This is a genomic window from Rhizobium sp. M1 (assembly GCF_002531805.1).
Taxonomy (GTDB): domain Bacteria; phylum Pseudomonadota; class Alphaproteobacteria; order Rhizobiales; family Rhizobiaceae; genus Rhizobium; species Rhizobium etli_C.
Map to the genome: position 1 here is coordinate 24,732 of NZ_NWSW01000035.1, position 20,773 is coordinate 45,504.

24 protein-coding genes and 8 pseudogenes are annotated in these 20,773 nt (G+C 59.6%); 19 read left to right on the forward strand and 13 right to left on the reverse strand.

Features of this window, described 5'->3' with window-relative positions; translation table 11 throughout:
- Positions 1 to 76: 76 nt before the first annotated feature.
- Positions 77 to 550: a helix-turn-helix transcriptional regulator gene (locus tag CO655_RS27080; RefSeq protein WP_086156507.1), complete on the reverse strand. Its 474-nt coding sequence runs from the start codon at positions 548 to 550 to the stop codon at positions 77 to 79.
- Positions 551 to 1,055: 505 nt separating this feature from the next.
- Positions 1,056 to 1,237: pseudogene (locus CO655_RS34435) on the reverse strand (ATP-dependent DNA ligase); the annotation flags it as partial.
- Positions 1,238 to 2,244: 1,007 nt separating this feature from the next.
- Here CO655_RS34435 and CO655_RS27100 point away from each other — a divergent pair.
- The 4 genes and pseudogenes from CO655_RS27100 to CO655_RS34780 all read left to right on the forward strand — a co-directional run.
- Positions 2,245 to 2,919 carry a transcriptional regulator gene (locus CO655_RS27100; RefSeq protein ID WP_012489415.1) on the forward strand — a complete coding sequence of 225 codons (675 nt, stop codon included), beginning with the start codon at positions 2,245 to 2,247 and terminating at the stop codon, positions 2,917 to 2,919.
- A 127-nt stretch (positions 2,920 to 3,046) separates the two neighbouring features.
- Positions 3,047 to 3,600, forward strand: a pseudogene (locus tag CO655_RS27105) (hypothetical protein).
- 135 nt (positions 3,601 to 3,735) lie between these two features.
- A pseudogene (locus tag CO655_RS27110) lies at positions 3,736 to 4,812 on the forward strand (GSU2403 family nucleotidyltransferase fold protein).
- 167 nt (positions 4,813 to 4,979) lie between these two features.
- Positions 4,980 to 5,818: pseudogene (locus CO655_RS34780) on the forward strand (HAD-IC family P-type ATPase); the annotation flags it as partial.
- A gap of 77 nt (positions 5,819 to 5,895) precedes the next feature.
- On the opposite strand, the gene CO655_RS27120 reads toward CO655_RS34780, so the two are convergent.
- Complete coding sequence (locus CO655_RS27120; protein WP_008534144.1) at positions 5,896 to 6,717, reverse strand: universal stress protein; 822 nt, start codon at positions 6,715 to 6,717, stop codon at positions 5,896 to 5,898.
- 129 nt (positions 6,718 to 6,846) lie between these two features.
- Here CO655_RS27120 and CO655_RS27125 point away from each other — a divergent pair.
- Positions 6,847 to 7,302 (forward strand): annotated as a pseudogene (locus tag CO655_RS27125) (pyridoxamine 5'-phosphate oxidase family protein).
- 419 nt (positions 7,303 to 7,721) lie between these two features.
- On the opposite strand, the gene CO655_RS34455 reads toward CO655_RS27125, so the two are convergent.
- Genes CO655_RS34455 through CO655_RS27145 form a run of 3 tightly spaced genes read right to left on the reverse strand, consistent with a single transcriptional unit; the run spans position 7,722 to position 8,425 of the window.
- Positions 7,722 to 7,832 (reverse strand): universal stress protein, encoded by a 111-nt coding sequence (locus tag CO655_RS34455; protein ID WP_237350499.1) that lies wholly within the window; start codon positions 7,830 to 7,832, stop codon positions 7,722 to 7,724.
- Positions 7,829 to 8,083: a hypothetical protein gene (locus tag CO655_RS27140; RefSeq protein WP_245345084.1), complete on the reverse strand. Its 255-nt coding sequence runs from the start codon at positions 8,081 to 8,083 to the stop codon at positions 7,829 to 7,831. The genes CO655_RS34455 and CO655_RS27140 overlap by 4 nt, the downstream gene beginning before the upstream one ends.
- A gap of 42 nt (positions 8,084 to 8,125) precedes the next feature.
- Positions 8,126 to 8,425, reverse strand: a complete 300-nt coding sequence (locus CO655_RS27145; RefSeq protein ID WP_029875516.1) for a hypothetical protein — start codon at positions 8,423 to 8,425, stop codon at positions 8,126 to 8,128.
- A gap of 136 nt (positions 8,426 to 8,561) precedes the next feature.
- On the opposite strand from CO655_RS27145, the pseudogene CO655_RS27150 reads away from it, so the two are divergent.
- From CO655_RS27150 to CO655_RS27165, 4 genes and pseudogenes are all read left to right on the forward strand, one after another.
- Positions 8,562 to 9,445 (forward strand): annotated as a pseudogene (locus tag CO655_RS27150) (zinc-binding alcohol dehydrogenase family protein); the annotation flags it as partial.
- Positions 9,446 to 9,553: 108 nt separating this feature from the next.
- On the forward strand, positions 9,554 to 10,582 hold the full coding sequence (locus CO655_RS27155) for a trypsin-like peptidase domain-containing protein (protein ID WP_245423924.1): 1,029 nt from the start codon (positions 9,554 to 9,556) through the stop codon (positions 10,580 to 10,582).
- Between the two features lie 11 nt (positions 10,583 to 10,593).
- Positions 10,594 to 10,908, forward strand: coding sequence for a PDZ domain-containing protein (locus CO655_RS34460; RefSeq protein ID WP_009988482.1), 315 nt, complete (start codon positions 10,594 to 10,596; stop codon positions 10,906 to 10,908).
- Between the two features lie 123 nt (positions 10,909 to 11,031).
- Positions 11,032 to 11,679: a BON domain-containing protein gene (locus CO655_RS27165; protein ID WP_004674356.1), complete on the forward strand. Its 648-nt coding sequence runs from the start codon at positions 11,032 to 11,034 to the stop codon at positions 11,677 to 11,679.
- Here the strand turns inward: CO655_RS27165 and CO655_RS27170 are convergent.
- Complete coding sequence (locus CO655_RS27170) at positions 11,645 to 12,523, reverse strand: response regulator (RefSeq protein ID WP_004674359.1); 879 nt, start codon at positions 12,521 to 12,523, stop codon at positions 11,645 to 11,647. The genes CO655_RS27165 and CO655_RS27170 overlap by 35 nt on opposite strands.
- A gap of 319 nt (positions 12,524 to 12,842) precedes the next feature.
- Here CO655_RS27170 and CO655_RS27175 point away from each other — a divergent pair, with 319 nt between their 5' ends.
- Positions 12,843 to 13,073 carry a hypothetical protein gene (locus CO655_RS27175; protein ID WP_097667427.1) on the forward strand — a complete coding sequence of 77 codons (231 nt, stop codon included), beginning with the start codon at positions 12,843 to 12,845 and terminating at the stop codon, positions 13,071 to 13,073.
- Between the two features lie 219 nt (positions 13,074 to 13,292).
- On the forward strand, positions 13,293 to 13,430 hold the full coding sequence (locus tag CO655_RS34005) for a hypothetical protein (RefSeq protein ID WP_257784652.1): 138 nt from the start codon (positions 13,293 to 13,295) through the stop codon (positions 13,428 to 13,430).
- 220 nt (positions 13,431 to 13,650) lie between these two features.
- Here the strand turns inward: CO655_RS34005 and CO655_RS27180 are convergent, their stop codons facing one another.
- Complete coding sequence (locus CO655_RS27180; RefSeq protein WP_004674362.1) at positions 13,651 to 14,703, reverse strand: type III polyketide synthase; 1,053 nt, start codon at positions 14,701 to 14,703, stop codon at positions 13,651 to 13,653.
- Positions 14,704 to 14,973: 270 nt separating this feature from the next.
- Here CO655_RS27180 and CO655_RS27185 point away from each other — a divergent pair, with 270 nt between their 5' ends.
- From CO655_RS27185 to CO655_RS27200, 5 genes are all read left to right on the forward strand, one after another.
- Positions 14,974 to 15,183: a CBS domain-containing protein gene (locus tag CO655_RS27185; protein WP_008534154.1), complete on the forward strand. Its 210-nt coding sequence runs from the start codon at positions 14,974 to 14,976 to the stop codon at positions 15,181 to 15,183.
- Positions 15,184 to 15,337: 154 nt separating this feature from the next.
- Positions 15,338 to 15,595, forward strand: coding sequence for a BON domain-containing protein (locus CO655_RS27190; protein ID WP_004674366.1), 258 nt, complete (start codon positions 15,338 to 15,340; stop codon positions 15,593 to 15,595).
- A gap of 39 nt (positions 15,596 to 15,634) precedes the next feature.
- Positions 15,635 to 15,778 (forward strand): hypothetical protein, encoded by a 144-nt coding sequence (locus tag CO655_RS34010; protein WP_164519058.1) that lies wholly within the window; start codon positions 15,635 to 15,637, stop codon positions 15,776 to 15,778.
- Positions 15,779 to 15,864: 86 nt separating this feature from the next.
- A complete protein-coding gene (locus CO655_RS27195) occupies positions 15,865 to 16,098 on the forward strand; it encodes a hypothetical protein (RefSeq protein ID WP_004674368.1) in 234 nt (77 codons plus the stop codon).
- A 9-nt stretch (positions 16,099 to 16,107) separates the two neighbouring features.
- Positions 16,108 to 16,437 carry a hypothetical protein gene (locus tag CO655_RS27200; RefSeq protein WP_009992643.1) on the forward strand — a complete coding sequence of 110 codons (330 nt, stop codon included), beginning with the start codon at positions 16,108 to 16,110 and terminating at the stop codon, positions 16,435 to 16,437.
- On the opposite strand, the gene CO655_RS27205 is transcribed toward CO655_RS27200, so the two are convergent.
- From CO655_RS27205 to CO655_RS34470, 5 genes and pseudogenes are all read right to left on the reverse strand, one after another.
- Positions 16,407 to 16,772 carry an aldehyde dehydrogenase large subunit gene (locus tag CO655_RS27205; protein WP_004674370.1) on the reverse strand — a complete coding sequence of 122 codons (366 nt, stop codon included), beginning with the start codon at positions 16,770 to 16,772 and terminating at the stop codon, positions 16,407 to 16,409. The two genes, CO655_RS27200 and CO655_RS27205, sit on opposite strands and share 31 nt — an antisense overlap.
- Entirely contained in the window at positions 16,769 to 17,530 is a 762-nt protein-coding gene (locus CO655_RS27210; RefSeq protein ID WP_004674371.1) for an N-acyl homoserine lactonase family protein, read from the reverse strand. The genes CO655_RS27205 and CO655_RS27210 overlap by 4 nt, the downstream gene beginning before the upstream one ends.
- Positions 17,527 to 17,811: a 2Fe-2S iron-sulfur cluster-binding protein gene (locus CO655_RS34785; protein ID WP_004674373.1), complete on the reverse strand. Its 285-nt coding sequence runs from the start codon at positions 17,809 to 17,811 to the stop codon at positions 17,527 to 17,529. Before CO655_RS34785 ends, CO655_RS27210 begins: the two co-directional genes overlap by 4 nt.
- A 186-nt stretch (positions 17,812 to 17,997) precedes the next feature.
- On the reverse strand, positions 17,998 to 18,645 hold the full coding sequence (locus CO655_RS27220) for an FAD binding domain-containing protein (RefSeq protein ID WP_004674374.1): 648 nt from the start codon (positions 18,643 to 18,645) through the stop codon (positions 17,998 to 18,000).
- A gap of 278 nt (positions 18,646 to 18,923) precedes the next feature.
- A pseudogene (locus CO655_RS34470) lies at positions 18,924 to 19,031 on the reverse strand (transposase domain-containing protein); the annotation flags it as partial.
- A 183-nt stretch (positions 19,032 to 19,214) separates the two neighbouring features.
- Between CO655_RS34470 and CO655_RS27230 the strand changes: the two are divergent.
- The 3 genes and pseudogenes from CO655_RS27230 (at position 19,215) to CO655_RS27245 (ending at position 20,748) form a co-directional block, all read left to right on the forward strand.
- Entirely contained in the window at positions 19,215 to 19,682 is a 468-nt protein-coding gene (locus CO655_RS27230; protein ID WP_004674376.1) for an avidin/streptavidin family protein, read from the forward strand.
- Positions 19,683 to 19,906: 224 nt separating this feature from the next.
- Positions 19,907 to 20,134, forward strand: a pseudogene (gene tnpB, locus CO655_RS34705) (IS66 family insertion sequence element accessory protein TnpB); the annotation flags it as partial.
- 326 nt (positions 20,135 to 20,460) lie between these two features.
- Entirely contained in the window at positions 20,461 to 20,748 is a 288-nt protein-coding gene (locus CO655_RS27245; RefSeq protein ID WP_010031604.1) for a hypothetical protein, read from the forward strand.
- The last annotated feature ends 25 nt before the right edge of the window (positions 20,749 to 20,773 follow it).

Consider the following 20,773-nt stretch of genomic DNA (forward strand, 5'->3'; position numbering starts at 1 on the left):
GCTGAGCCACTGAAGTTCCACAAATACCTCTTACGACACCGACAGATCAAGCCGCCTGAGTGGCCCTCTCGGATGCTTACTTCTGTTCTTCCATCTCTTCATCGACAATCGAGCTGACGAGGGCAACGACCCGGCTGCGCACACGCGGAGAAAGGAGCAAAACGTCGTCTATCAGACGCCGTCCCTCCGCCGTGGAAATGTAGGCAATCTTCTCATCGACCTCTGTTATGATTTGCTGGCCCTGAGTGGTTTCGGGATCTGGAAGACCATCGAAAAACCTCGAAACAGGGATCTTGAGGCAATTGGCAAGCTCGTAGAGCATCGAAGCGCTGACGCGGTTCTTACCGCTTTCATATTTTTGTACCTGCTGCAAACTGACCCCGATGCCGGCGCCGAGATCCCCTAGGGATACATTCGACTGCATTCGGCGGATACGGATTTGCTGTCCGACATGCCGATCAACTGGATGCACCAACTCGCGCGCTACATTCGACTGTTCGGCTTGCGCAGGCCTCGAAGTCCGGACCTGTGCTGTTGCATAGCGCTTCATGGTGGACACCCCGATGGAGAGTTTCACGCGGTGCGCCCCCGCTGAAAACTCGCTCAACCCACTGATCGGGGAGTTGGAAACCGTACACGACGGTCCTGTGGCCTTTAGTTCCGAGGAACCTGGACATACGCCACAGGCTCCTCGACCGAAGGTCAAGGAGTGTGATGCCGTTACGGCCGGCATCAACCACGTGTAGGGGTTTCCACACCCCAAGGCAGCGCGTACTGCCCTATCGAAAAAGATAGTTGAAATCCGCCCGCGGCGCAACCGAATGCTTCACAAGATTCAATGGCTTCGCTCTTCCAACGCTGCGCGAAGAGCCTCGGCGCTTTTGAATACGCCAAGTGGCGCTGTGTGAGCCGCGGCCGAACGATTGGCGTCAGCCGCAGGCTAACGATCTGTTCTGGGTCCGTACGCAATGGCCGGAAGGGTCGTCGGAACCTTTTTGCTGCGGGGTGATCTGGTTGAAGTCGGCGTATTTCACCTTAGGCGCCACCTCCGCTTGTTAGGATGGATGGCGAAGTTTCCCATCAGCTGTCCAGGAAACTCGCTCTCGGCGACCAGGGTCGGCTCGACCCAGACAATAGCGGCACTTCAGGAATAGGGCAGGGGCGGCTGCTTTCGCTTCCAGCGCAGCTTGTCCAGCATCTTCCGCAATCGGATGGCCTCGGCTTCCTTGAAGCCCGTTGATGCAGACCGACCGAACCTCGACGCTGTGTGCTCTCGCATCACACAATCTGTGCCGGCGCATAAAAACCCATCGGCTGTGGAATTGATGAGCGCGGCGCAGAAGGCGTCAGGGTAATGGCCTCGCCGCTCTGGGCGGCTGCTCGGCGGGACGATATCCGACAAGCGAGTGTGCCGGCTTCGCTGCTCGAATCGCCGAACGCCGTGCTTCTGCTACACCTCGCATCGGCTGGGAGGGGCGCTGACGCCGGTTGCTGACGACCGGTCATATCGCCGGGCTTCTTGTCTCCGGCGAAGGTGTAAAGCGGCTTACCTTCCCATTTCTCAATGGCTTCGTCGAAAATCCGCGGGTTATGGGCATCGATGATTGGAGCTGGCGGCATTCCTCGCGGTACGGGACGATCATGGTCGATCTCCGCCCCACTTCTGCCCAAGGGGTCGCAACGATCTTGGCTTCCATATTTGAAGATACAACACTGTGCCCGCCCAGCGACATTTCCTTATCAGCTTCGTCACCACGCCGATTGTGGTGCCGAGGAAGATCGCATAACGGATCGAAGGGAACTGGCCCGGCAGGCGAGCAAAGAAAGACAAGGTTGACAGGCGCATTGCTTCTTCGATTGAGGGTTCGGCAGTTCATGCGTGACGACGGTGGTGCCGATCGATCTGGCCTTCGCCCGTGCGCGCTGGCAACGCCGGCGCTCTGGATGCGCTACATAGACCGCGTCGGGGTTGGCGGAAAATCTTTTAAGACTCCGGCGATGTACAACAAGGAAGCTCGCCGATAAGTTGCCCACGTGCAACTTTTGAATCAGTACGGTTTGACTTCGTTCAGGGCCAATGTAGCCTCACCCGTCTCATCCCCCATTCGACTGGCCACGAATTCTGCTCCTGGAAAGGTGAGGTGGACATTTGAGCGTGGCTATAGACGGGCAGTCCGGTAATCGTTATTTCGGATATACCACCCCATCACCAAATCATCCCGTGAATTTTCAAGGCCTTTTATATTGAAAAAAGTGCAACGCAGTTTTGCCGTCGAGTACAAAAGCGGCAGACGAAAACTCGATACTAGGTCGAACTCGATCTGGGGCAACGTGGACCTAAAGTCCGTCGCTCGCGACCTAGACGAAGAGGCAATGCCGTTTCTGTCGGATAGCTCTCAGAGTGGCAAATCCGACAGCGAAATTTCTCTACCAAAACCAGATCAGGCTGAGTCGTTGTTGACACCGCCTCTTGAGCCGTCGACAACTGCATCAGATGCACAGGAGATAAGCATGGCCGACGAGACTGACACTGCAACCAGTGCCGATGTGCCGGCCGTTGTCGAAACGCCAATTACGCCGAAGAAACAGCGCAAACCCAGGGCCAAGAAAGCCGCGGCACTCGAAACCGCGTCAGCTGACACTACGGCAGAGCCAGCAGCTGCTCTGGCCGGCGCCGGTGGTGTGAAGAGGAGAGGGCGCAAGACAAAGGTGATCGAAGCTGCGGCGAGCGCCAAACGCGCACCTGTGCGCCGTGCTCCGAAGGCGGTGCAGACAGCCTCGGCCGCGCCGACGACAGCGATCGATGAAATGGCGGACCTCCTGCAGTTAGAAGAGGAAAATCAGCGGCTGCGCAAGCTTCTGGCTGAAAAACTTCGCGCTGAAAATGCCGATCTGCGCAAACGGCTCAAACTCGATTGATAAAAGCAGCTGGTCAATCGCCGGCCGCATTTCCATGCTTATCAAGACATAAAATTTGGCGACGGTGAGCTGTTGCCGGAATGAAGACTTACTGCCTGCTTGCGGGATAAAACGCGAGGTCGGATAGATGGCGTCTCCCTGGAAATTTCTTGCCCGACTGGTCTCACCGGGACGCGAACAAAAGCGAAAAAACGGCTCGACCGAGAAGGTTTCGCCGGAGGCGTTGCCTAGTTCTGGTCCGACTGAAACGCCTGTCGAGGACAGCCTGAATAGCGATGGTCGGCCGGCAGGCGCGGAGCTACCTCGTCACGGTCAACCCGGTGCAGTTTCCCTCAAGCCTGTGCATTCCGAAGAAGCCGAAAGCGATGTCCACGACAAGGTCGACGGCGAAGTTGCCGAAATCGTGGAGGTCGCTGATCCCGCTATATCAGGTGGTACTGGTTTCGACGTCACCGCTGCGAATGATGCCGCTAGGCTCAAGCGAATTGCCGAGTCGCACCGCGCGAGCAAAGGAGCCGCAGCAAGGAAGCGGTGGCGATTGCAAACGATCCCCAATTTATCCAAACTGCAAACGGGATGAGCCTCGATGACGAGATCAGGATGCTCAGGGATCAGCTGGCCAGAAAGCTAACGTTGCAAAACGCGCAGTTGAGAAAAATGCTGGAGCGGTTTGAACGATGAGCGTGACGCGCTGCCTGCCTTTTAAGCTTGTTGCAGGTGTCCTTTCAAGGCGATAGAGGCGGCATCCTATCTTGCGACCTATCCTCACGACCGTTATACTGTTTTTGAAAAACAGTATAACCCTGGAGTCGAGCTATGAAGTCCATCGACCTCATGTATCAGACGATGCTCGCTGAGCTCGGTCAGCGCTCGCTCGACGCCGCTTGGACGGCCGATTTCCCTCCGGAGGGTCGGTTCACCCCGGCAAACATCAAGGGGCGCAAGTACTGGTATTTCGACATCCCGGATGGACATGGTGGTACGAAACGTCGTTACGTCGGTTCCGCTGATGATCCGGTTATCGCACAGCGCGTAGCTGATCATAAGCGGGACAAGACGATCTACGCGCTCGCAGGCGCTTGGTAAATACCCTGACCCGCGAAGGCGGGATGATCGCCCCTGACGCCATGTCGGGCGATATCGTCGAGGCTCTTGCCGATGGCGGTCTCTTTCGGCTCCGGGGTATTCTCATAGGCACGGTGGCCTTTCAGTGCTATTCAGGACTGCTCGGTGTCCGTCTTCCCATGGCTGCGATCCTGACCGGCGATGCTGACATCGCCCAGGACTATGCCATCAGTCGGGAGGTCGAAGATAGTCTGCCTCCGATCCTTGAGTTGCTGCAGGGCGTCGACGCCAGCTTTCGTCCAGAGCCGCGGTATCGTCAGCGTTTCAGAATGCCGACGGCTACAGGGTTGAGTTCCTGACGTCGAACCGTGGTTCGGATGACTACATCGATCAGCCGGCGAAGATGCCCGCTCTTGGTGGCGCCAGCGCGGATCCACTGCGCTTTCTCGACTTCCTCATAAGGGAACCCGTCAGGACAATGCTGCTCCACCGAAGCGGTGTTCCGGTCGTCGTCCCTGATCCGTCCCGGTATGCCGTCCACAAGCTAATAGTCGCCAGCCGCCGAAACACGGACGGGCAGGGGCCGGCGAAGCGTGAGAAGGACATCCGACAAGCTGCGCTGCTCTTCGGAGCGCTGCAGCAGACAAGGCGATCTACCGACTTGGCGCTCGTCTACAACGAAGCATGGAGGCGCGGGCCTACATGGCGAGAAGGTATTCGAACCGGGGCGGGAATGCTGCCAGCACAAGATGCCGAGCGGCTCAACACGGTCCTGACCGAGGCGGAAAAAGAAACGGCGAAGAAATTGAACTTCCGTTTGGAGAATAGGCCGTCTTTCAAGGCTAAGCAGTTGATTTGATTCGAAGTCGTGAAGACAATGAAGATGAATATGGTCCTGCGGGGTCCTGTGCCGAATATCTGCATCGCACGGTCTCAGATCTGGCCCCGGCCAGCGCCGGGCAGGCGAAGCGCTGATCTACATAGCAAGGGGGTCAATCGAGAAGATCGCGGTCGGCGACGTGCTCCTGATACGCAAGGGCGACGTCGTACCGGCCGACGGGGCTCTCGTCTGCGAAGTCGCGACGATCGACCAGGCGGTCCTGACCGGAGAGCCTTTAAGGGTGCGCATCGCGAGGGATGGCAACATTTCAAGTGGCGCTACGAACGAGGGGGACGTGATCAAAATCCGCGTTCTAAGTCGCGCCGAGACAGCACCTATGCCGGAATACCGGGATAGTGAGGCTCGTGGAAGCATCGAGGCGCTCCAAGGCGAAGCTGATGCGACTGGCCGACCGGTTCTCGGTGTGGTTCTTGTTCGCCACGGTAGCGATTGCAGGCGTCTCGGCGTTCATGTCCGGAGACCTGTCAAGGATCGTGGCCGTGCTGGTCGTCGCCACGCCCTGTCCGTTGATCCTGGCCGTACCCGTCGCACTTGCGAAGGAGGGCGTTCTGGTGAAGGGTGCGGGACCTCTCGAGGCACTCGTCCAGGCCACCGTGGCGGTGTTCGACAAGACGGGGACGCTCACCGCGGGACAGCCCGAAGTCGGCCACATCGAGGGATCGGAGCATCCTAACAGGATCCTGCGGCTGGCCGCCTCGCTGGACCAGGCGTCGGGCCATGTGGTCGGACGCGCGCTGGTGGACGAGGCGCATAGACGTGGGTTGGGAGTGAGCCGCCCATCGGAGGTGACCGAGACCGCGGGATCCGGAATCGTCGATGGCGTGCGCGTCGGCGTCGGAGGAGACGCCTAACGGGTCAGGCAGCGCAATGCGTGTCAAGGTAGTGTTTGACGGCACGCCGGCTGGCACGATCACGCTCGAAGACCGGCTTCAATACCTTCCGCCAGTCGGCGGGGCATTGCTTCAGGAGGCCATCGACGTCGCGGTCATTCTAAACGCCCTTCGCGCCCTCTAATGGGCGAGAAGCACTAGTAGCTCGGCCTTGACGAGAAGTTCTCGAGTGACGCCGCCGAGGATGAACTCACGAAGCCGCGAATGGCCAAATCCGCCCGCGACCAGAAGGTCCGCCTTTCGTTCCAGCGCGGCCGATTGGATGGCGCCTGTCGCGGTCTCGCCGCCTGCCTGGATCGATACGTCATCCACGTCGAGTCCCGAATGCTTCAACGAAGAGATCAGGAGGGCGCGGTTCGCCTCGTCGATCTCCTTGTCGTCGGTGATCGAGATGACCTGCACCTTGATCGCGCGTTCGATGAAGACCCGTGCGCTGGAAAGGGCGCGCGCTGCGGTGGCGCTGCCGTCCCAGGCGACGGCGATCGTGTCCACACGAGAGTAGACGCTGGTGGCTGGAAATAGCACGAGCGGACGGCCGCTTCCGAATAGCAGCGTTTCGGAGAGTTGCCGGGAGAGCTCCGAGGCTTCGACGATGGAAAGGTCGTAGCACTTGGCAATTTCAGAAAAGCGTTCATAGACGAACGGTTCCCTGACCTCGAATCCGTGGATTCGCACCTCGAAGCCAGTTTCCGAAATAGCGTCGGCGATGTGTCCCCGCAGCGAAGTCCCGCTGTCCCGGCTATACCGTTCTGCTTGTCCCCGCCATGTCTCGACATCGATAACGGTGGGAAAGGGCGGATGGACCTGGGGGATCCGGACTTGTGGGATACTGGCGACGAGATGGGCGTCATTCTGCCTAGCGAGGCCGATAGCATTGTCGATTATGGCGAAGGAACTCGCGTCGGGATAGGTCGACAACGGGAGATGGAACTGCGGCTTCATGCTTGCCTCCTGAGGTTAAACTTCCGTCATGATGCATGCCGCTGAGAGAGTTCGCATTGCGCTTGGTCAAGGCCGCGGCGCAATGAAGCTCCTATAATCGCGCCTTCATCGAAGCTGGAGGACACGGCCATGACGATCAATCTGACGGAGATCAACCCCGGTGAGTGCTACCGCATCCTGGAGAACGAGCGTTTCGGTCATCTGGCATGCTGCAAGGATGGGCAGCTCTACGTGGCGGCGATCTATTTCGCCTTTTCCAACGGCGTCGCCTATAGCTTCACCATGCCCGGCAAGAAGCTCGACTGGATGCGGGGAACGACAAGGTCTGCCTACACATCGAGCAGCGTTCGAGCGCCGGCGGGTGGACGAGCATCGTCGTCGAAGGCATGTTCGAGGAATTTCCTGACAGCGAGGCGCGACAAAGCGAACGGCTCCACGCGTGGTCTTCTCCAAAAGTATTCGGACTGGTGGGAAATCGGCTCTATAAAGCCCCAGGAGTTCCCCATGCCCGATGGCTCTCCTCATGTCTTCTACGGCATTGCCGTCACGGCCGTGTCGGGACGCAGTGCAGTCAGAACGGAATGACCGTCGAGCCGAACCCGCATCCCACAATCGGAGCACCACATGCCATATCTACGCGGCCTATATCCAAGCGCCACATCTAATTTCACCTCGCACCCGCGTTTCGCGCGGGCGCTCTGATTCAAGACGAGATCTTTGCCGGTCGGCCGCGGTCACTGCGGATTTGACGGCGTCCGCCGCCCGGCGAGGGCTTGGATGCTTTGAATTTCTGACTCGACTTGCCCGCAGTATCGACCACGGTGATGCGGTCGAGGTTCTTTCGGACTATGTCGAGGGCGAGCTGGAGGAGTATCCTAGAGAGGTGGCGCGACTGTGTGAGGCCGGGTCACGAACGTTGTCGCACGCCGCCGAAATGTGTCGCGACGTCGCCGCCGGTCAGGCCAACGAGGCTGAAGCGAAGACGGTCGTGTGAAGCCCGCGGCTCATCGGATGGTTCGCAAGACGAGCACGGAGCATGGTGCGCGCTGCACGACGTGGTCCACGACCGAGGCGAAGACGCGGTCGAGCACGTCGTCGCGGCGAGAGGCGATCACGGCGAGATCGGCGGCATCTCCTTTGCGATGGCGACGATGAGCTGCGACGGGTTGCCCGCTCGGACGTGTATAGAAGCAGGAGTCTCGGTCGACCGCGGGGCTTCCGAAAGTCTGGTCTCGGAGGCTCCCATCACCTCAACCGCCCAATCGTTCGGCGAGGCCGACGAGGGCAGGCCCTCCACCGCGTGAACGACGTGGAGGCTTCCGTTGGGCGCGATCTGCGCGTGGGCCGTTTCGACGAGGTGGAGCATGCGTTGCCGGGATCCTCGGCCGATGGCGCCGTGGCGAACATGTCAGTATATGTCCTTGCCAGACAGGCTAACGAACTCGGTCGTCAGTCCGTCGTCATGCGCTTCCTTGAGAAGCCGATCGGCGCTCATGATGTCGAGACACATGGTGCCCGTGAAGGATTGCCGCAGGGCGCAGCAGAAGTGATCTCTCGCCCATGCCTGGCCTCGCGGCGTCGCCGCCGTCACTTCCCAGCGATCCTCGTCCCGACGTCCGAGAACAAGGTCTGCGGACGTTCGCTCGACGGGAGGAATGGTCGTGGCAGCGTTCGTTTCTGTCTTGCCGGTCTTTTCTTGTTCGCGCATGTCCGTCTCCTTTGGATGAGGTCGTGGCGCTGTGTCCAGGAGCCTATCTGTCCCCGGGCGTTTGTCTTTGACGAGCATCAATCCGGATGTTTGACCGGGATCAAGCCAAGGTGGGGAAGGTGGCGATACGACTGTGGCCTGCGGCGTCTGCCGGACGGACCTTCACGTCTGCGAAGGAGACCTCTCCCAGCCAAAGCTTCCTCTCGTTCCAGGGCATGAGATTGTCGGAACCGTGATCGCAACGGGCGAGGGCCTTCCTCGTCGCCTTGGCGGTCAAAAAGTCGGGGTATCTTGGCTGGGCCACACCTGCGGGCACTGCGCATATTGCCGAGAGGGTCGCGAGAACCTGTGCAACGATCCTGGCTTCACGGGTACACAATGGACGGCGGCTTTGCGGCCCATGCGGCGGCCGAGGCGGGCTACGCGTTCGAACTGCCTGAAGATGCGGACCCGGTGGCGACCGCGCCTCTTCTCTGCGCGGGCCTCATCGGGTGGCGATCCCTGAAGATGGCGGGCGAGGGGAGGACGATCGGCATCTATGGGTTCGGCGCGGCCGCCCACATCCTCGTGCAGGTGTGCAAGCATCGAGGCCAGAGCGTCTATGCGTTTGTGCGTCCCGGTGACGAGGCCGGACGGAAGTTCACGCTTGATCTTGGCGCCGTCTGGGCCGGGTTTTCCGGTGAAAGGCCGCCGGTGCCGCTCGACGCCGCCATCATCTTCGCGCCGGCCGGCGAGCTCGTGCCAATGGCGCTCGACGTGGTGCGGAAGGGCGGAACGGTGGTCTGCGGCGGCATCCACATGTCAGACATTCCGAGCATGCCCTATCGTCTGCTCTGGGGCGAGCGGCGGGTCGTCTCGGTGGCGAACCTGACGCGGAGCGACGGGGCGGAATTCTTCTCGATCGGGAAGGCGGCAGGGGTCAGATGCTTCACCAGCGTCTACCCCCTCGAGCATGCGAACGAGGCTCTCGACGATCTGCGCGCAGGCCGTGTCTCTGGAGCCGCCGTGATCGTTCCGTAGCCGATGTTCCCCTTGACAAGGATCAATGCGCTTTGCTTGCGCTACACAAAAGCTTTTTCGTCAAGACGTCCGCCGACAACCGGCGGCGCTTCCGCAAGGAGATCAGAGATGTCGCGTTCGTTGCTCGCCTTGGCGGCGCTCTTCATCGCAGGTGAGAGCCTATTGTCGGCTCCAGCCGTTGCAGACAGCCTGTCGCTCGCGCCGATGCTCCAGCGTGTCGTGCCGAGCGTCGTCAGCATCTCGGTGCAGGGCAGGGAACTCGACGACGCGGATGCAACGCTTGCTGATCCCTTCTACAGAAAGTTCTTCGGACTACCTGACGACGCTGCGCCGGCAGAGCACAGCTTCCAATCGGCCGGATCGGGTGTCGTCATCGACGAGGTCCACGGCTACATCGTCACCAACCAGCATGTCATAGCAAGCGCCTCAAAAATCGAGGTGGCGCTCTCCGACGGCCGACGCTTCCAAGCGAAACTTGTCGGCGCCGATCCCGAGACGGATGTCGCTGTCGTTCAAATTCCACCTGATCATCTTGTTCAAGCCGAGTTTGGAAGCGCGTCCTCGCTTCACGTCGGCGACGTCGTCGTGGCGATCGGGAATCCCTTCGGCCTGGGCCAGACCGCGACGATGGGCATCGTAAGCGCGCTTGGGCGCCGTGCCGTGGGATCGGAGGGGTACGAAGGATTCATTCAGACGGACGCGTCGACCAATCCCGGCAATTCGGGCGGCGCGCTTGTAAGCGAGGACGGCGTCGTGGTCGGGATCAATAGCGCGATCATCGGCCCCGCCGGAGGAAGCATCGGCATCGGTTTTGCGGTCCCAGCCGAGACTGTCGGCATCGTGATGCGGCAGCTCATCCTGACCGGCAAGTTGGTACGCGGCGAGGTGGGAATTTTAACGCAGGACCTGACGCCCGGTCTCGCAAAGGCGTTCGGCGTCGATGAAGGGGCGGGCGCGCTGGTCAGCGAAGTCCTTCCGGGTTCACCGGCGGCAAATGCAGGAATTCAGCCGGGCGACGTCATTCGGATGGTCGACGGAAGGACGGTGCGCGGCGCGTCCGACGTTCGAAGGCTTGTGGGATCGCTACCGTTGCAGTCCAAGCGTCCTTCCAGATCGACCGCGCGAGCCGAAGGATAGAAGCATTTCCCGTGGTGTCCGACGCACCGGTTGCCGAACCGGCTGCTCCGCGTACCATTCATATCGCCCGCGGCCCTCTCGCCGACGCCGAGATGGCGAACTCTCCCGATGGTCCCGGCGCCCGCGTCGTCGTCGTCGCCGAGGGTTCGGTCGCGGCACAGGCCGGCCTGCAGCCGGACGACGTTATCGTCGCTCTCGACCAGCAGCCGGTGACGGACGTCGGGCAACTCCTCTCAATACTCGTGAAGGAGCATGCCCGTGCTCTCATCACCGTCGTGAGGAACGGCCACCGCCTCTTCGTGGCCGCTGACGTGCAGACCCAGTAGCAGCCCGCAGACCGTGTTCTGTCCGCTGAAATTCCAAGGTCGCTCTCGTGCTTGATGAAGATCAACGACGAAAATCTGCGGCGCTGTCACGATCGGCACGTCGCAAACCTGAAGGAGGTTGTCATGAACGACATTCAACTCAGACAGAACATTCTCGACGAAATGGAATTCGAGCCCAGCATCGACGCGGCTGATATCGGCGTCGCGGTCGATAGCGGGATCGTCACACTGACTGGTCACGTGCGCACCTACGCGGAGAAAGAAGCCGCAGAGCGCGTGGTTAGTCGCGTCAAGGGCGTGCGCGGAATAGCTGCCGATATCGAGGTCCGGATTTTCGGGCCGAAGGAAACAGACGACGACTACATCGCCCGGCGCGCTGTCAAAATGCTCGACTGGAACGTTTCCGTGCCAAAGGATTCGGTGCAGGTGCGGGTCCTCAAAGGGTGGATCACCTTGCGGGGAGAGGTCGAGTGGCAATATCAAAAGAACGCGGCCTACGACGCCGTGCGGGATCTCGCCGGCGTAGTAGGGGTGTCCAACCTAGTGGAGCTGAAGCCGCATATTACGGCGGTGGATGTCAAGAAACGCATCGAGGATGCTTTCCAGCGCGACGCCGCTCTTGAGGCCGATGCAATCAGAATCGACGTCCAAGGCAGAAAGGTAATCCTCTCCGGCAAGGTGAAGACCTGGTCGGAACGGCAGGCGGCGGAGCGCGCTGCATGGTCCGCTCCAGGGATCAGCACTCTCGACGACCGACTGACGGTCGGGTGATCGAATATCGGGATTGGCTAGACATTACTGCTCTGCCCACACTCAGCAGCAAGGGCGCCGCTGAGCGCCCTTCGCATAGAGCCCAATTTCCTTGATCGACTTGCGCGCAGATCTCGTCTTCGGAACGAAATTCCGCACCACCCGTTGCAGAGCCTCCGTCGCGAGCACAAGGCGACCATTGATGTTCTTGGAGAGCGACCTTGGGTGGCGACGTAGGCTGGGATCTTCCGCGAAGAAAGATATGAGTCCCCGCAACGGCAGCGCGATTGAGGTTCGGGTTTGATTTTTCTAAATTGAAATCCTGCTGTCGAGCAGAATCGCTATTAGGCCTCGCGGCGAGCAGCAGCCTGAGACGGGTCGACATCTCCGATGCAGTGTACGGCTTCTTCAGCCAGCCGGCGCCCGCTTCGATCTCCTTGTCCGCGGCATGGGGTTCAGAAAAGCCCGACGTCAGGAGAATTTTCACCCTCGGCCAGCGCTCCCGGACATTCCGGGCCAGTTCGTCGTCGTTCATTCCCGGCATGGCCACATCACTGAACAGGAGCGCTACGTCATGCCCCGCCTCCAGCTCCTTCAACGCGTCGATCCCGTTCGTAGCTTCGATCACGAAGTAGGCAAGCGTCTGCAGGCGGCTGACCGTCACTCGGCGAACTCTCGCGTCGTCCTCGACCACCAGGATAGTTTCCGTGCCCCGAGGCGGGGCTTCCTCAGCCCGCTGCTCGTTCGGATGAGAATCCTTTCCGGCGTCGGCGCGTGGAAGAAAGAGGCGCACCGTCGTCCCTTCGCCAAGTTCGCTGTAGAGCTGCAGGTGCCCTGCGGATTGCTTTGCGAAACCGTAGACCATGCTCAGCCCAAGCCCCGTTCCCGAGCCCGTCGGTTTCGCGGTGAAGAACGGTCGAAAGCCCTCTCCATCACATCGGACGTCATTCCGGTGCCGGTGTCGGTCACGGAAATGAGGACGTAGCTGCCGGGGCGGATCGCCGGGTACATCAGGACATAGTCGGAGTCGATCTTGCAACAGAGCCCTTGCAGGCGGGCACCTCAAAGCAGACAGGAGCTGCGATGGAGGACAAGGCTTCGCAGGTTCTATCGAGCACGAAATACAGCACTGCTACCAAGCAGTTGGCAGGATCCGTGCTCTCACAATCCAACAAAAAGCGCTGATGAACGAACAAGAACTTTCGAACCAGTTTCTGTTGTTTTTCCCGGGCTTCTCGTCAACCAGTCTTATTCCGTTTCCTGCCACCTTAACTCATCATCTTCCGGAAAAGCGGCAGTTGGTTGCGAACATCCAGTGCCTCGGTCGGTGGACTCCGCTGAAGCGCCTATTTGAAGTCACTCTGGCCCACGCTTCAATGCAGCTAGGAATGGGAAGCGATGAGCAAAGTGCGTAGGAGATCAAAGTTTCCCACTCCTTGTGGCCTGCCGAGGTCGGCGATCGATGACAGGCGTAATCGAGAGACACTGGCCCCGAGACATCAATGCCGCTTGGGGGAGACGTATCTGACAACGTTGGTTGTAAATCCGCTTTTGTTTGCCGATGCACATTCAGTGCCATGGCTGGATCGCATGGTTCAGATACACGCAGATAGACATCGCGACCGATCGCGCGCGTGCCCGGCCTCGCCGAAAAGGTGCCAGATGTGACGGCAGCCTTGCATGCAAAGCTCGACGAGCACCGGGCGTTCGTACGGGAGCGTGGAGAAGACTTGCCGGAAATCCAGAATTGGCGCTGGGCACGCTCCTCCTAGTGCGACAGAGGACCGGATTGGGTAGCGACTACCACCAGCCATACTGCCGCAGCTACGCCGGCACGCAGGAGAAAGGATTCGAGTGCGAGGTGGCAACCTCGCCTTCGACTTGGGGTGTCCCACGGCAATCGCAGCCTTTGCAGCGTCAGCTATCTGTTTCGAGTCCTGTTCGTTCTGCAAACGATGCGATCTTAATACGTCCTGGAGAATGATCGCCGGGTCATGCTGCAGCCGTCAACGAGAGGCAGCTAAGGGTGAAGCCCGGTCCCATCGCCGTCAGGACAGTTCTCCTGGGTAGTCCTTGCGCAAGAAGCTTCTCGAGTACGAACAGCGCGGTTGGCGAGGACATGTTCCCATAGTCCGAGAGAACCTCACGTTCCTGGTCGAGGGTTCCCTGGCTTAGTTTAAGCGCCGATTCCAAGGCGGTGATAACCTTTGATCCACCGGGGTGGCACGCAAACCGGTCAACGTCGGCAGGAGCAAGATCTGATCGGGCGAGTATGGACGTTACGCCCTTCAGCACATGAGTTTCGGCGAACGGTGGTATCGCACGATCGAAGATCACGCCCAGACCCTCCGGATCGACGCTCCATCCCATGATGTCTAGCGTGTCGGGCCACGTATGCTGGCCTGCAAGTTCGACCTCGGCCAGACCGGTCTCACTAGCACGCACCACGCAGGCGGCGGCCCCGTCGCCGAAGAGGGCGGTCGCCACGATGTTCGCCTTCGTAAGCTTGTCCATGCGAAATGCCAACGTGCAGGTCTCGACGGCGACCACCAGCACGACTGAGCCTGGCCGGGATGCCGCCAGCCGTGACCCGATTGAAAGCCCAGAGACTCCGCCGGCACAGCCGAGGCCAAACACGGGAACCCGTTCGACATCGTCCCGGAAGCCCAGTTCTCGGCTTACCCTCGCTTCCAGACTAGGTGTCGCAATACCAGTCGAGGAGACGGTTACGATCGTGTCGACATCGCCTGCTGCAATGCCCGCCGACACGAGAGCTTTGCTGGCGGCGGCGACGAACATTGCACCCGCGCCCTCGATATGAGCGAGGTTTCGTTCGGGCCATCCCGACGTCTCGAGATACCACTCGATCGGCCGGACGGCATAGCGGCGCCGAATTCCCGAGGTTTCGAACACCCTTGCCAGCTTTTCGAAATCGTCAAATCGCGATGAGAACGCGGTGTGCGAGGCTCGCGCCGCGTCACGCTGGTCGATGACATGTGGCGGAACGGCGGTGCCGACGGATACCAGCTTGACGGGTTGCTGCATAAGACTCCTTGCGACGGCGCGGGAAGAATTTGGTACGCCGCGCGAGGACGAGACCGAACCGTAACGCCTCGATCCTCAATAAGTTGCAATGCGGGCGAGCCTGACGCCGCACTTCGTCGGAAGGCTTCAGAGACGACGACGCGTGAAGAATGCCTCCCGCGGCTTCGTGTCTGCCTTGATCCACGTCAATGCGCTCAACAAGTTGGCTCCGTAATTGTCCGATCGAAAAGGAGACAGCGCGATGCTTGCTAGAGACATCATGACGACCCCGTGACGACGCTCGACGAGGGACACAACGTCAGGGAAGCCGTCGAGATCGTCAACGCCAGCAAGATCGGCGCGGTGCCCGTCATCGATGGCGAAGGGCGGCTCACCGGCATCGTCACCGGGGAGACCTGCTGCGCCGGGTGGCGTCATCCTGGGCGAGACGGGCGGTACCGCATACGCGCGACCGCGAAGATGCACTGGCGGACTATGTGAAGGCCCGAAGCTGGCGCGTCAAGGACGTGATGTCGACGCCCGTCGTCAGCGCCGCCCCGAGCGCAACCGCGAGCCAGCTCGCAGAACTCCTGCAGGCCCACGACATCAAACACCGAACGGCAGACTCGCCGGCATAATCAGCCGTCACGACTTGATGCGAGCGCTTCTCGATGTTCGACGGCAGTGTACTGCTTCCGGCGACGAGGCCCTAGGGACGGCCGTTCGTGGCCGCCTGGAAACCGAGTTCGAAATAAGGTTCCCCATCGTCAATGCGACCGTCTCCAACGGGGCAGTCACCCTGAGGGGAGAGGTCGAGACGGAGCTGGAATGCTCGGCGGCCAGGGTGGCGGCGGAAAGCATCCGCGGCGTCGGCGGCGTGGTAAACAACATCACCCTGGCTACCGCATGGTGAGCTCTCTCAAACTATGAAATCGTCCCTGGAGTTTCCGTCATGTTTGTCAGGGTCATCGCAGACGCCGTCGTGTCGAGGCTTCTCCTCGTCATCCTGATCCTCATGGTGGGGACGGTCGTGAGCGTCCTACTGGTGAGGCCATCCCACGACTCCCGAACCGGGCGCGTCGAGCGCTCTCTCTGACCCGTGAGTGCGCGATGAACATCTGGCCCTCCAGGATTTAATTGTCCGGCCGCGTCCCGCAAAAGACCGGAGGCGCGACGGATTCGATGCTCTCCGAACTATTCGGCTTCATCTGGCTGATGGGAAGGCGTCATCAGGCGTTGGTCGCAGGGCTGTCCCTGGCTCTTTTCGTTATCGGCGCGGCGCCTCTCGAACTCCAGCGCCGGATCGTCAATGAGGCGACCGAGCAAGCGTCATACCGGTCTCTTCTCTTTCTCGTCTCCCTCTATCTCGCGGTCGCAGTGTTGAAGGGCGCGATAAAATTCACCTCCAACCTCTAAAGAAGCTGGGTGGGCGAAAAAAGCACGCTTTGGCTCGGGGCGCGCGTTCTGCATCGGGCCGAGACGCCGCCATCGGAATCCACGCTCGAGGGGGTTGAGCTGTCGATCATCTTTGCGGAAGCGGAACCGGTGGGCAGTTTCGTTGGGACCAGCATCTCCGAGCCGCTACTCCAGATCGGCATCCTTGTCACCGTGGGCGGTTATCTGATCTATCTCCAGCCGCTGATGAGGATGGCCGCCCGCAAAGCCGATCACCCGCTACAGCGCAATGAAACGCGCGGGCGCTCGGCTTTACTCCCTACCGTCACCTACGCCACGTACTGGGACACGATCCAGTAGAACGGCCACCTTTTCCCGCGTGCAAGTGGCCATATGGGGGTGGCGTAATAACCAGGCATACGCGAGGTCGGTATGGCAGGTTTGATCTCTCCTTCCAGGTCGCTCGCGTCATAGATCGCGACGACGCCGGGCACCGAGAACGCATCGCCGACATCGATGTTCAGGATTCGGGCATGTGGCTGGTCGGAGCGTCGCAATGCGATATGCAACATACCGCGGCGCCATGTATCGACATACTGACCAACACCCGTCAGCAGACGTGGATCTTCGGTGCGCTTGTCCCGCTTGCCGACAAGTTTGGGCCGCAGCTCGACGGAATGGTCCTGCTGGCTCATTCGTAGAACTCCACACCCTTTCGCAACTCTTGCCATTGCGCGTCGTCGTGGCCGAAAATGATAGAAGCTCCCCGCTCCCGAAGAGCTTTCAGGCGAGCGAGTGCCTCTGCGGCGAGTTCGATGTTCCAAGTATTTCTCGGAGCGATACCGGTGTCGACGCTCGCCTGGAGCGGGGCAGCATCTGAAGCGAGTATAAATGAACCATCTTTTTCCAGCTCGACACGGGCGACGGTCATTCCGGGGGTATGACCCGGCATGGGCAGCAAGACGATGCGCCCGTCGCCAAAGACGTCATGCTCGGCATTGAAGGTCTGGAAACCCTGGGGCTGGTCCCATTCTCCTCGAAGATAGCCTTGATTTTCTGCACCGCTTGCCGTGGCGGCCTGCGCCTCCGCTTCGTGGCAGAGGATCGTTGCGCGCCGAAAGTACGCGTTGCAGCCGCAATGATCGGGATGCAGATGTGAACAGATCACAACATCTATGTCCTCGGGATCGAGAGCAAGAGTCTTCAACTGATGAACGACCGTCCGCTCTGGCGAAAAGATCGGGGTCATAACCTTGCTTAACCCACCCCATCGCGCGCCTGGATCGATGGCGGCCTCTGGATTGCATCCGCTATCGAACAGCGCGTTGCCTTGGGGATGGCGCATCAGGGTGGCGTGAACCGGCAATTCAATCGCTTCTTCCTTCAGCGCCCCAGGGACGTAAATGGACCGGCGCATACGAAGCCGGCCGGCCTCGAGAAAATGCATCTTCATCTTAAAGGTCCTCTCTTGCTAGCCAGTTCGCGGACGGCGTTGACGATGTTTTCATAGCCCGTACAACGACAGATGTTTCCTGAGAGCGCTTCCCTGATCTTATCATCGGTTTCCAGCGGATGGTGGCGAAGAAGGTCGATGATCGCCAACGATGAAACTGGGCCTACAAATTCGCATTGCAGGCCATGATGCTGGCGGAACGCTTCTTGGATTCGTCCGAGTATCGACGCTTCCCTGGCCATGGTTTCGATTTCGCTCCCGTCTGCCTGCACTGCAAGCATCAGACAGGAGCGTGCGCTCCTTCCATCGAGAATGACGGTGCAGGCACCGCAAACGCCATGTTCGCACCCGACATGGGTTCCGGTCAGGCAAAGGATCCTGGCGCAGGAAGTGGCTCAGCAGCGTTCGTGCTTCGATCGTGCGCGTCATATACGCTTCGTTGACGCTGACGGTGATCGTCTTCTCACTCATCTTGCTTGAAGCCTTTCGTGGTTCGCGCGGCTCCAGGCGGCGCGAAGGGCCCGTTTGGCAAGGACGCCTGAGAGATGCCTGCGGTAATCTGCAGAGGCATGGATATCCGTGTTGGGCGTGAGGATTCCAGCCAGGCGATCCGCCACCGTATCGAGAACCGGCTCGGAAACATCCGTCCCCTCGATGATGCCCTCGATCTCTTCAAGCCGCAGCGGGGTTTCACCAACGCCCATCATGCCAACGCGAACGTCAGACGCCCTGCCATCTACACAATGCAGCGTCGTCGCAAAGCAAGCGAGTGCGAAGTCCCCGTGGCGTTTTGCAAACTCCTCAAATCCCCATCCGGCATCCGGTCTCATCGCGTCGAGCTCGACGCGAATTACAAACTCGTCCGGTTCCAACGAGTTGACCAGCGATCCGACAAAAAAATCGGCTGCAGGTATTTCGCGTCTGCCGCGCTGAGAGGAGGCGATGACCGTCCCACCGAGGAACCGTGTCATCATCGGCATCTCGGTCGCTGGATCCGCATGCGCGACGCTGCCGCCGAAGGTGCCGCGGTTGCGCACGGTCATATGGGTGACGTGATGCATCGCCTCATGCACGATCGGCAAGTGTTGGCGGATGATCGGGTCTGTCGCGGTCATGTGATGGCGTACCGTCGGCGCCGATTCTCACCCGATCTCCGTGCAGTTCGATCCGATCTCCATGAACCGAAGTTACTACGCGCGGCGCCCAAAATCCCGCGGCCCTGCTCGGATGGATACGATCTCTCTGAGCAGTTCGAGGTTCTCGCCGGTCATGGTGGCCACGTCTTCGATCGTGCAGATATGCATCGAACGAGCCATCAGGCGGCCTTTTGCGCAGTGGAGACCGTCGGAAGCATATTCCACGGCAACAGGTCTTCAAGCCTATCTACCGGTTAATCTTTGATCTGGGTTAGGACGTCCGTGAGGTAGCTCTCGGGGTTGCGGCCATGCAGTTTGTCCGTTCCAATGATGGTCAAGATATTAGCGTTGCGCTATCCCGTTCGTAATTTGCATCGTGTAAGTCTTCACTCCTGATGCTCGTTCTCGGGCCGCGCCACGCAACGCGCGGCCCGTCTTTCGGTTTTCTCAACCCGGGAAATTGCTACTCGGATTGATTGATTATTACGAGTTTATATGCAACCTTCGGTACGATCGCCGACGGTCGGCGCACATCAGGAGGAAAAACCATGATCCGTACTAATGCAGTTGCAGCACTTGTGTTTGCTGTAGCAACCTCAGCTCTTGCTTTCGATGCAAGCAACTTCAAGGATTTTTCAAGCATCGCATCGGCTTCCAGCAGTTGGCAGAACCAGTCCGGCTCGACGATGATCATTCAAGTCGACTCGTTCGGAAACGTCTCCGGCCAATATGTAAACAGAGCCCAGGGCACCGGATGCCAGAACTCGCCCTATCCGCTAACAGGAAGGGTAAACGGGACGTTCATCGCATTTTCGGTCGGCTGGAACAATTCGACGGAGAACTGCAATTCCGCAACCGGATGGACCGGCTACGCACAGGTCAACGGCAACAACACTGAGATAGTCACGAGCTGGAACCTCGCTTACGAAGGCGGCTCCGGTCCGGCCATTGAGCAAGGACAAGACACTTTCCAGTACGTGCCGACGACTGAGAACAAAAGCCTCTTGAAGGATTAATCTCCTCTGCCCTGCCGGCGCTGGCCCGTCAGAGATTGTGGAGCAAGAATTCATCGAATATGGCCAAAGGCTTAGACGAAGCTGCTTTCCCTGCCGAATAAAAGCGCCGCGTGCTCGTCCGCGCGGCGCAAATCCTTATTTGATGAGTTCAATGCGGCCAAAACGGCAAGCTTTCCGGACAAAAGTAAGCATCCGAGGATGCGCCGCCTTGGGGCAAACGCGGCGATCTGATCAAGGTCGTTTGGCACGATGGCCAGGGGGCCTGCCTGTTCACGAAAAAATTGGAGCGAGGAAGGTTTATCTAGCGTGACGGCCAGGGCGCTTGTCTGTTCACGAAGAAGCTGGAGCGCGGCCGCTTCATCTGGCCGTCAGCCGCTGACGGCACGGTGGTGATCACACCGGCGCAGCTCGGTTATCTGCTCGAAGGTCTACAGAAATATCCCTGCTTGTGAGTCTGACGAATCATCACCGGACAAGATCGAGGTGCTGGATCCGAGCCATCCGTTATTTGGACGCTCCTTTAATGTGATCCGTGAGGTGGGACGTAGAGGCGGCAACTTCGCGCCGTCGTATGAGGTTGAACATCGTGGTGGATCGACCTTGCTGATACCCGTGTCTGCGACACAGGGATATGTCGAAGCCTGAAATACTGACGCGCAAAGGACACCATTCGCCCAATTGTGAGGAGAAGGTTTTGCCAATCACTGTGCAACGCCTCCGCCTTGCAGCGGGCATCTAGGTAAAGGCACAGCGCAACAGATGGACACACGAACCTAGTTTGCTCAGCGCCGTACAACTTGCCGCCAGGCTCGATATTCCCGTCAATTGGATTTACGTTCAAATCAGGCGGAAGCGCCTGCTCATCGACCAGCAATCAACCGGAGCATATTTGTTCCAAAATTCCCCGGCGGTCGTCAACGCGGTTCGCGACCTTCGCAACCGTACCATTCATCAACTCGATCTGAGAATCATTCAGCCTCACCAGGAGGGGCATCAACATCCGTTGTCGCTGGAGGGAATTGACTGGCGCGCACGGCAGGAAACCTGGCGCCCCAGCCGGGTTTGACTGAATTTTTACATTGAGATTGTTG

Coding starts and splice junctions, on each gene's coding strand:
- CO655_RS27080 (WP_086156507.1), bottom strand. CDS start 550: ATGAAGCGCTATGCAACAGCACAGGTCCGGACTTCGAGGCCTGCGCAA.
- CO655_RS27120 (WP_008534144.1), bottom strand. CDS start 6,717: ATGAAGCCGCAGTTCCATCTCCCGTTGTCGACCTATCCCGACGCGAGT.
- CO655_RS27140 (WP_245345084.1), bottom strand. CDS start 8,083: ATGCTCCACCTCGTCGAAACGGCCCACGCGCAGATCGCGCCCAACGGA.
- CO655_RS27145 (WP_029875516.1), bottom strand. CDS start 8,425: ATGCGCGAACAAGAAAAGACCGGCAAGACAGAAACGAACGCTGCCACG.
- CO655_RS27155 (WP_245423924.1), top strand. CDS start 9,554: ATGTCGCGTTCGTTGCTCGCCTTGGCGGCGCTCTTCATCGCAGGTGAG.
- CO655_RS27165 (WP_004674356.1), top strand. CDS start 11,032: ATGAACGACATTCAACTCAGACAGAACATTCTCGACGAAATGGAATTC.
- CO655_RS27170 (WP_004674359.1), bottom strand. CDS start 12,523: ATGGTCTACGGTTTCGCAAAGCAATCCGCAGGGCACCTGCAGCTCTAC.
- CO655_RS27175 (WP_097667427.1), top strand. CDS start 12,843: ATGAACGAACAAGAACTTTCGAACCAGTTTCTGTTGTTTTTCCCGGGC.
- CO655_RS27180 (WP_004674362.1), bottom strand. CDS start 14,703: ATGCAGCAACCCGTCAAGCTGGTATCCGTCGGCACCGCCGTTCCGCCA.
- CO655_RS27190 (WP_004674366.1), top strand. CDS start 15,338: ATGCGAGCGCTTCTCGATGTTCGACGGCAGTGTACTGCTTCCGGCGAC.
- CO655_RS34010 (WP_164519058.1), top strand. CDS start 15,635: ATGTTTGTCAGGGTCATCGCAGACGCCGTCGTGTCGAGGCTTCTCCTC.
- CO655_RS27195 (WP_004674368.1), top strand. CDS start 15,865: ATGCTCTCCGAACTATTCGGCTTCATCTGGCTGATGGGAAGGCGTCAT.
- CO655_RS27205 (WP_004674370.1), bottom strand. CDS start 16,772: ATGAGCCAGCAGGACCATTCCGTCGAGCTGCGGCCCAAACTTGTCGGC.
- CO655_RS27210 (WP_004674371.1), bottom strand. CDS start 17,530: ATGAAGATGCATTTTCTCGAGGCCGGCCGGCTTCGTATGCGCCGGTCC.
- CO655_RS34785 (WP_004674373.1), bottom strand. CDS start 17,811: ATGCTTGCAGTGCAGGCAGACGGGAGCGAAATCGAAACCATGGCCAGG.
- CO655_RS27220 (WP_004674374.1), bottom strand. CDS start 18,645: ATGACCGCGACAGACCCGATCATCCGCCAACACTTGCCGATCGTGCAT.
- CO655_RS27230 (WP_004674376.1), top strand. CDS start 19,215: ATGATCCGTACTAATGCAGTTGCAGCACTTGTGTTTGCTGTAGCAACC.